This window comes from Bradyrhizobium sp. 17 (assembly GCF_023073515.1).
Lineage (GTDB): Bacteria > Pseudomonadota > Alphaproteobacteria > Rhizobiales > Xanthobacteraceae > Bradyrhizobium > Bradyrhizobium canariense_D.
Genome location: NZ_JADPJQ010000124.1, coordinates 390,656 through 397,623 on the forward strand (window position 1 = coordinate 390,656; position 6,968 = coordinate 397,623).

Consider the following 6,968-nt stretch of genomic DNA (forward strand, 5'->3'; position numbering starts at 1 on the left):
GACGGCAATGATGCCGCCGGATTGCGCCGGCGGCATCGTCTCAGAAATCAGGTGTGAGCAGCGAGATCGCGCAGCATGTAGGTTGCGCTGTCGCCGTAGGTCGCGAGCTTTACCCGCAGCTCCGCATCCGCCGTGACCGGCCGAAAGCCGAGACGCTCCCACAGCGGCCGCGTGGCGTAGACCGACACCAATGCGAGCGTCGCGATTCCTGACGCGCGCGCGAGCTGTTCGGTCGCAACGACATAGTCGCGCGCGACGCCGCCGCGAAAGTCGGGCAGCACCGCGATGTCATGCAAATAGAGGCAATCCGCATCGCCGGGCAATTGCTCGAGGAAGCCGTCGAGCGGCGGAATCCGGTGCTGCATCCAGGGATGCGCCAGACCGTAGCCGACGATCCCGTCGTCCGCGACGATCACGCGGCAGCCATAGGGATAGAGCCGCATCTTTTCCGCAAGCACCTCGGGGCGTTCAGGCAGATCGGGATGGATTTGCGCTGCGATCTTGCTGATCGCCGGCAGATCGGAGGCGCGGGCGGGACGCCAATGCGGCTTGCTCATGTCGATCCGTCGTCCATCTCCATCATCCCAGTTTATTCCGATGCGACGAGGCTTGCAGCGAAAAATATCTTTGCCGCGATCTCAGGAATACGACGGCTCGCGCGGCGTCCTACCCATGCAAGCCCATTGCCTGACAGGAGAGACCATGACGTCATCGATCCGCCTCGCGCTCACGCTCGCAATATCGCTGGCGCTGCTTCCCGCTGCCTTCGCGGCACCGCCGACCAAGACCGGCAAGACCGACAAAGGGAACGTGCTTACCGACGCCAAGGGCATGTCGCTCTATACTTTCGACACGGATGCTGACAGCAAGTCGGCCTGCAATGGTCCGTGTGCGACCAACTGGCCGGTGCTGAAGGCCGAGGCGAGCGATGCCGCCGCCGACGGCTACACCGTCATCACGCGCGACGATGGCTCGAAGCAGTGGGCCTACAAGGGCAAGCCGCTCTACACCTTTGCCAAGGACACCAAGCCCGGCGACGTCACCGGCGACGGCTTTCTGAACGGCGCCTGGCATCTGGCGATGCCGTGAGCGCGGTGCACTGCTAGCGCAGCCCCTCATAGACCATCAGCCCGCGTGCGATCTGCAGCTTGCGGATCGCGCGCGGCAGCAGTTTTTCCGGCTGGTGCAGATAGCGCCAGGAGGTGAGGGCGAACGGGCCCAGCGCGCCGCATTCGTCGTCGAACGGCGCGAGCACGCCCGTCACGCTCACCGGTGTATGCGGGCGGGCGTTGAACGGCAGCAGCAGCAGCTCGAGATACGCCTTGCTGCCGTCCTCGCGCGCGGCGGTGACGCCGGCGATTGCCCCGAGGCTCTCATCGGCGACGATGGTCGTGATCTCCTCGATCTCGCGGCGGCTAGCCTCGTTGAACAGCGCCGCAAAGCTCGCATCCTTGAGGTCGCGCCCTGCGAGGGCGCAGACGCGCGTGCCGGCGACGCGGAACGGAAAGCCGAGATGGGGCTCGCAGGACAGCACGAAGATGTCACCGAGCAGGCCGCGCACGGCGGCCGGATCGATATCGGCCCGGTCAGGGGCCCGCGCGGTGCCCCGCTTGGTGTCCCAATATGCGAAGAACTCGCGGCTCGACGGATGTTTCATGGCTGAACGCTTACCCCGGGGCGCAACCTCGCGGGACAAACCTGTCCCGCTTCAGTGCAGCCGCGATCCCTGTGTTGTTGTGCAGGAGGGGCTTTGCAGCGTCCATGCCGCAGCGGCATTTTCGGTGCTCCTGGCGCTGCCTTTGCGTCGTTAACGTTAAATTAACTATGCGCTTTCCGTGCACCGCCCCGCTGCTATGGTGATCGCGGTCGCAAGCCTCGCCGCTTTTCTCCAGGTTCTCGGCGAGGCCTGTACACAGGCGTCAAACAGTTTGGTCACCGGCCGCGGGGAGGGGTGGGGATACTCCCGTCTCTCTGGGTACCGGAAGTCCGACACGGATAGGCAGGGCTTTCCCAGGGCCCTGCCTTTTCCTTTTGTGCACTTGCGCAGCGCGGGCAAAGGCGACTATCTCCAAGGCCTGTCGTGAAGCCTGTCGCTCCGATCGCGCCTGAAAGCGAAGCCGCCCTTGGAATTCCCGCCAAATTCTCCGCCGCAAGATCCTTCGTCGCAAGATGCTTCGCTGGGGGTGCCGGCCGTCGTTGAGGAGGCTCCGCGCGAGCCGATCCTGACGCTGCCGTTCGCGCTGACCGCCTATATCCTCCTGCTCGCGGTGATCCATCTGCGGGTGCTGCTGCCGCCGGAGCTCGAGAACTGGACCATCGACGTCTTCGGCTTCATCCCCAAGCGCTACGATTCCTCGCTGCTCAATCTGGAGATCCCCGGCGGAGCCGGCGCCAAGGTCTGGACCTTCGTCACCTATTCGCTTCTGCATGCCAATCTCACCCATCTCGGCTTCAACGTGCTGTGGCTGTTGCCGTTCGGCAGCGCGCTGGCGCGGCGCTTTGGCGCCATCAGGTTCTTCCTGTTCCTCGCGGTGACGGCGGCGGCCGGCGCGCTCGCCCATCTCGTCACCCATGAGCACGCGGTGGCGCCGATGATCGGCGCCTCGGCCTCGGTGTCCGGCGCGATGGCGGCGGCGATCCGCTTCGCCTTCGTTCGCGGCAGCTTCCTGTCGTTCAGCCGATCGGATGCCGATACCGCCGCAAGAGTTCCGGCGCTGCCGCTGTCGCGCGCGTTGCGCGACGGGCGGGTGCTCGGTTTTCTTGCGGTGTGGTTCGGCGTCAACATCGTCTTCGGCGTCGGCGCGATTGGCGTCGACAGCGAGACCACGAGCGTCGCCTGGCAGGCGCATATCGGCGGCTTCCTGGCCGGCCTGTTGCTGTTCGCGCTGTTCGATCCGGTGCCGCGCGTGCGAAGTGATGCTGCGGATGCGTCATCACGGGACATTTCAGACCGCATTTGAAGCGGCGCTTGCGGCGCCGCCCGAATTCATCCATCATTCCCGAGAAGAATGTTCCGAAGCGACAGGCCGCTAGCGGCGATGCTTCGCAAAGCGCCTGAACGTGAAACCGGCGCTGAAACTGTTAGTTGAAGACTCGAAGAACAAGTCCGGACCGCGAACAGCGGACGGTTGCGATTCAGGGAGGCGACAATGACGGTACGTTCGATTCTCAACACCAAGGGCCACCAGATCATGAGCGTCGAGCCCGACGCCAAGCTGGCTGCCGCGGTCAAACTGCTCGCCGACAAGAAGATCGGCGCGGTGCTGGTGATGAACCAGAGCCGGCTGGAAGGCATCCTGTCGGAACGCGACATCGTCCGGGTGATCGGCGAGCGCGGCGCCGGCGCGCTGGAGGAGCCGGTCTCGCAGGTCATGACCCGCAAGGTGGTCACCTGCAAGGAGACCGACACGGTCGCCGAACTCATGGAGATGATGACCACCGGCAAGTTCCGCCATCTGCCCGTGGTCGACAACGGCAAGGTGGTCGGCCTGATCTCGATCGGCGACATCGTCAAGCGTCGGGTGCAGGAATACGAGGCCGAGCAGGAAGCTCTGCGCGACTACATCAAGACTGCCTGATCAGTAGACCGCCTGATCAGGCCTGCTGGTCGGCTTTGGGCGCGGCGCCCTCGGGCGCGGGCGCCAGTTCGTGGATTGCCTCCTGGATGGACTCCAGCGCACGCTCGGCTGCGCGGGTGCCCAGCGCGATGAGGTCTTCGGAGCGGTGGAAATCGAACCAGCCGAATTGGCCGATCCGCGGTGTGATCAGCATGTCGGGCGGATCGCCGGCGAGGCGGGCCCGGGTGATACGGTCCTGCATGATGTTGAAAGCGTCGACCATCACCGAGGAGAGGCCGGGCCGGGCGCTGCCGCCGCCGAAGAACTCGCGCTTCACCGTCTTCTCAGGCGAGAAGAATCTCGGGAAGCGCCGCTTTGACGCCGGCTCTTCGGTCGCGGGGATCACCGGTTCAGGCATCGCGCCGTGCGAATAGACCGTCGTCGAATAGGTGAAGATGTCGCTGGAAAGATTTGCGGCGATGACGATTTCCGCGCCGAGCGCGCGGGCGGCCGAGACCGGCACCGGGTTCACCAATGCGCCGTCGACCAGCCAGCGATCGCCGATCAGGACCGGAGAGAAGATGCCGGGCAGCGCGTAGGAGGCGCGCATCGCGTCGACTACGCGGCCGCGCGTCAGCCAGATCTCGTGGCCGGTGCGGACCTCGGTCGCGACGGCGGCGAACTTGACTGGGAGATCCTCGATCTGGCTCTGGCCGCAGGCAGCCTCGAGCCGGGTCGCCAGCTTCTCGCCGCCGATCAGGCCGGAGCCGTTGAGGCGGATGTCGAGATAGCCGAGGATGTTGCGCATGCCTTGCAGGCTGCGGCCCCATTCTTCCAGCGTATCGAGCCGGCCGGCCGCATAGAGGCCGCCGACCACTGCGCCGATCGAGGTGCCGACCACGACGTCAGGCACGATTCCGTTGGCGAGCAGGGTCCTGATAATGCCGATATGAGCGAAGCCGCGCGCCGCGCCGCCGCCGAGGGCAAGGCCGATGACCGGCCGGCGGATGCTGCCCAAGCCGACTTTCTCGCCGACCTTATCGCTGTTCGAACCCCGACCCTTCAATATGTCCAGCACCGAAACTCTCCTACGCCGGGGCCCGCCATCAGACTAGGCACCGCACTCGCGCTCCGCCAGAACCGGGCCGAAGCATGGTTTATGCCGGTTTGGGAAGCGCGCGGGGCAGGAGTATGGCGAGGGACGGGTGCCCCTGGGGTAATCACGCAGGCGTCAGCCGGGTTCCAAAGAACCGTATTGGCCGTATTTCTCGGGGATCCAGAGGCTTGAATTTGCCGCGTTTTCGGTGAAAAGCAGGTGGCATGACTCTCGGGGGTGACGGCATCATCGGATTGCGGCGCAGCACATCGCTGCTGCCGGTGCTGGTCCTTGCTGCCTGCCTCTATACTCTTGGCCAAAATGCTGCGCAGGCGCAGCTTTTCTCCGATCGTCCGCCGCCGGTGCCGCCCGCTTCGGTGCCCGATCCCGGCGGTGCCGTCAGTCTGGCGCCGCCCTCCGGCCCGGGTGCCGGACCGCCGAGCCTGCCGCCGACCCTGTTGCAGCCGACCACGCCCAGCATGCCGCCGCCCGCGGTCACGACTGTGCCATCCGCCCCGCCGCTCAACGCGGCGGTGCCCGGACAGGGCGTGCTGTCGCTGACCGCGAAATACGGCAAGGACACCCCGCCGATCACCAGCGGCCTGGTCTGGCGCGTGTTTGCCGATCGTCCCGACGAGAACGGCACCTTCAAGCTGATTCGCGAAGATCGTAATGCCACGCCAAACATCGTGTTGCCGCCTGGCAATTACGTCGTGCATGTCGCCTTTGGCCTCGTCAGCGCGGTGCGCACCGTCAGCCTGAAAGCCGAGACCGATCGCGAGTCCTTCGTGCTGCCCGCCGGCGGCTTGCGCATCGAGGGCCGCGTCGGCACCAGTCGCATTCCGCAGAACCAGATCTCGTTCGCGATCTACAAGGGGAGCCAGTTCGAATCCGGCGAACGCGCCTCCCTGGTGCCGAACGTGGCCGCCGGCGACGTCGTGCTGCTGCCGGAGGGCACCTACTACATCATCTCGAATTACGGCGACGCCAATTCGGTGGTGCGCTCGGACATCCGCGTCCAGGCCAGCAAGCTCACCGACGTCACCATCACCCACCGCGCTGCCGTCATCACGCTCAAGCTCGTCAGCGACAGGGGCGGCGAGGCGCTCGCCAACACCGCCTGGTCGGTACTGACCCCGGGCGGCGACGTCATCAAGGAATCGATCGGCGCCTTTCCCCGCGTCGTGCTCTCCGAAGGCGAATACCGCGCCATCGCCAAGAACGAGGGCAAGGTCTACGAGCGCGGCTTCAATGTCGTCAACGGCGTCGACGGCGAAGTCGAGGTCGTCGCGCGGTAGTGCTTGAGCGGTGATGCCGCATGCGGCCTGACGCTGGTCTTCGTGCCTGGTGAACACTTCTCATTCAGCGCATGGATTCCCATATCTCATTACCGCCAGTCCCGTGTGCGAAAGCAGATGCTTTCCGCTGCTCCGCTTGCTGTTGCGATTGTTGGCGTTTCGATTTGAACAGCTCTGGCAGCGCTACCAAGCAGGACCGATCAACACCGGCACCGCCGGCTTATTCCAGCGGCGCCGCGACTTCCTCACAGCCGGTGCAAGATACCTATTTCCGATAATCAATTTTATTCGCTTTCCATCCTGCCGCGTTATATGTCGGACATCACTCCAACGGGGGAGGCCGGAGCAGGCTCGTGCGTCTGCGAGACCGGCAAGGAGCAGGGGACCAAGCTCGTCGGCATGTTCGAAGTGATCCTCACCAGGCGTAAGCGGTTCGGCTGGCGGTGGCAGGTGTGCGACCAATCCGGCAAGAAATTTGCCGATGGCTTCGAGCGCACTCGGCCGTCCGCCAAATATCATGGCGAGCGCGCATTGTTCTTTCTGTTGTCGCAGGCCCATCTGCGCAACCGCTTGGCGACGTCCAGCGAGGACTAGTCGGGACTGCGCGTGCAGTCCGATAAGTCCCGTAGCCCGGGTGAGCGAAGCGATACCCAGGACAGCTCGTGGTCGGAATCCCGGATGTCGCTTCGCTCATCCGGGCTACAAGACCTTGCGTTGCCCGACGGGCGAAACACCCAAATTGTCGGTCAACGCGAGCCGCGAAAATATTCCGCTTTGCCGAATTTCGGAAACGACGTATGTGTCGCCGCAACCCGGCCCAAGGAAGAGGGGCGTATCGCGATCGTCACGAACGCGGGCCGGACGGCGGTGGACGTTAGTCACATCGGCGCGATCGGCTTCGCAGGGCGGGCAACCGTGAGCGAAGGCCTCGCGCACACGACCGGTGTGATCGGCGTACGGCAAAATCGTGTGGTCCTGACGCCCGGGGTCTGTGCGTCAAGCGTTGCGGTGATGTGG

The 6,968-nt window shown here is 64.9% G+C and carries 9 protein-coding genes; 6 read left to right on the plus strand and 3 right to left on the minus strand.

The window, feature by feature from the left end; translation table 11 throughout:
- Positions 1-47 precede the first annotated feature (47 nt).
- Positions 48-557, minus strand: a complete 510-nt coding sequence (locus IVB13_RS32020) for a GNAT family N-acetyltransferase (RefSeq protein ID WP_247335658.1) — start codon at positions 555-557, stop codon at positions 48-50.
- Positions 558-702: 145 nt separating this feature from the next.
- On the opposite strand from IVB13_RS32020, the gene IVB13_RS32025 reads away from it, so the two are divergent.
- Positions 703-1,089: a hypothetical protein gene (locus IVB13_RS32025; protein ID WP_247491268.1), complete on the plus strand. Its 387-nt coding sequence runs from the start codon at positions 703-705 to the stop codon at positions 1,087-1,089.
- A 13-nt stretch (positions 1,090-1,102) separates the two neighbouring features.
- Here IVB13_RS32025 and IVB13_RS32030 read toward each other — a convergent pair whose 3' ends face one another.
- The gene (locus tag IVB13_RS32030; protein WP_085361735.1) at positions 1,103-1,657 is read right to left on the minus strand and encodes a PAS domain-containing protein; all 555 of its coding nucleotides are present in this window, start codon (positions 1,655-1,657) and stop codon (positions 1,103-1,105) included.
- A 526-nt stretch (positions 1,658-2,183) separates the two neighbouring features.
- On the opposite strand from IVB13_RS32030, the gene IVB13_RS32035 reads away from it, so the two are divergent.
- Positions 2,184-2,960 carry a rhomboid family intramembrane serine protease gene (locus IVB13_RS32035; protein WP_018455359.1) on the plus strand — a complete coding sequence of 259 codons (777 nt, stop codon included), beginning with the start codon at positions 2,184-2,186 and terminating at the stop codon, positions 2,958-2,960.
- Between the two features lie 189 nt (positions 2,961-3,149).
- Positions 3,150-3,578 (plus strand): CBS domain-containing protein, encoded by a 429-nt coding sequence (locus IVB13_RS32040; protein ID WP_085351136.1) that lies wholly within the window; start codon positions 3,150-3,152, stop codon positions 3,576-3,578.
- Between the two features lie 16 nt (positions 3,579-3,594).
- Here the strand turns inward: IVB13_RS32040 and IVB13_RS32045 are convergent, their stop codons facing one another.
- A complete protein-coding gene (locus tag IVB13_RS32045) occupies positions 3,595-4,635 on the minus strand; it encodes a patatin-like phospholipase family protein (RefSeq protein WP_085361736.1) in 1,041 nt (346 codons plus the stop codon).
- Between the two features lie 242 nt (positions 4,636-4,877).
- Between IVB13_RS32045 and IVB13_RS32050 the strand changes: the two genes are divergently transcribed.
- From IVB13_RS32050 to IVB13_RS32060, 3 genes are all read left to right on the plus strand, one after another.
- A complete protein-coding gene (locus tag IVB13_RS32050; RefSeq protein ID WP_247491270.1) occupies positions 4,878-5,951 on the plus strand; it encodes a hypothetical protein in 1,074 nt (357 codons plus the stop codon).
- 312 nt (positions 5,952-6,263) lie between these two features.
- The gene (locus IVB13_RS32055; RefSeq protein WP_018455363.1) at positions 6,264-6,545 is read left to right on the plus strand and encodes a hypothetical protein; all 282 of its coding nucleotides are present in this window, start codon (positions 6,264-6,266) and stop codon (positions 6,543-6,545) included.
- Positions 6,546-6,557: 12 nt separating this feature from the next.
- Positions 6,558-6,968, plus strand: a 411-nt coding sequence (locus IVB13_RS32060) for a hypothetical protein (protein ID WP_247491273.1), incomplete at its 3' end; no start/stop codon positions are given.

Excerpts from the sequence above, each read along its gene's own strand:
- IVB13_RS32020 (WP_247335658.1), bottom strand. The coding sequence starts at position 557 with ATGAGCAAGCCGCATTGGCGTCCCGCCCGCGCCTCCGATCTGCCGGCG.
- IVB13_RS32025 (WP_247491268.1), top strand. The coding sequence starts at position 703 with ATGACGTCATCGATCCGCCTCGCGCTCACGCTCGCAATATCGCTGGCG.
- IVB13_RS32030 (WP_085361735.1), bottom strand. The coding sequence starts at position 1,657 with ATGAAACATCCGTCGAGCCGCGAGTTCTTCGCATATTGGGACACCAAG.
- IVB13_RS32040 (WP_085351136.1), top strand. The coding sequence starts at position 3,150 with ATGACGGTACGTTCGATTCTCAACACCAAGGGCCACCAGATCATGAGC.
- IVB13_RS32050 (WP_247491270.1), top strand. The coding sequence starts at position 4,878 with ATGACTCTCGGGGGTGACGGCATCATCGGATTGCGGCGCAGCACATCG.
- IVB13_RS32055 (WP_018455363.1), top strand. The coding sequence starts at position 6,264 with ATGTCGGACATCACTCCAACGGGGGAGGCCGGAGCAGGCTCGTGCGTC.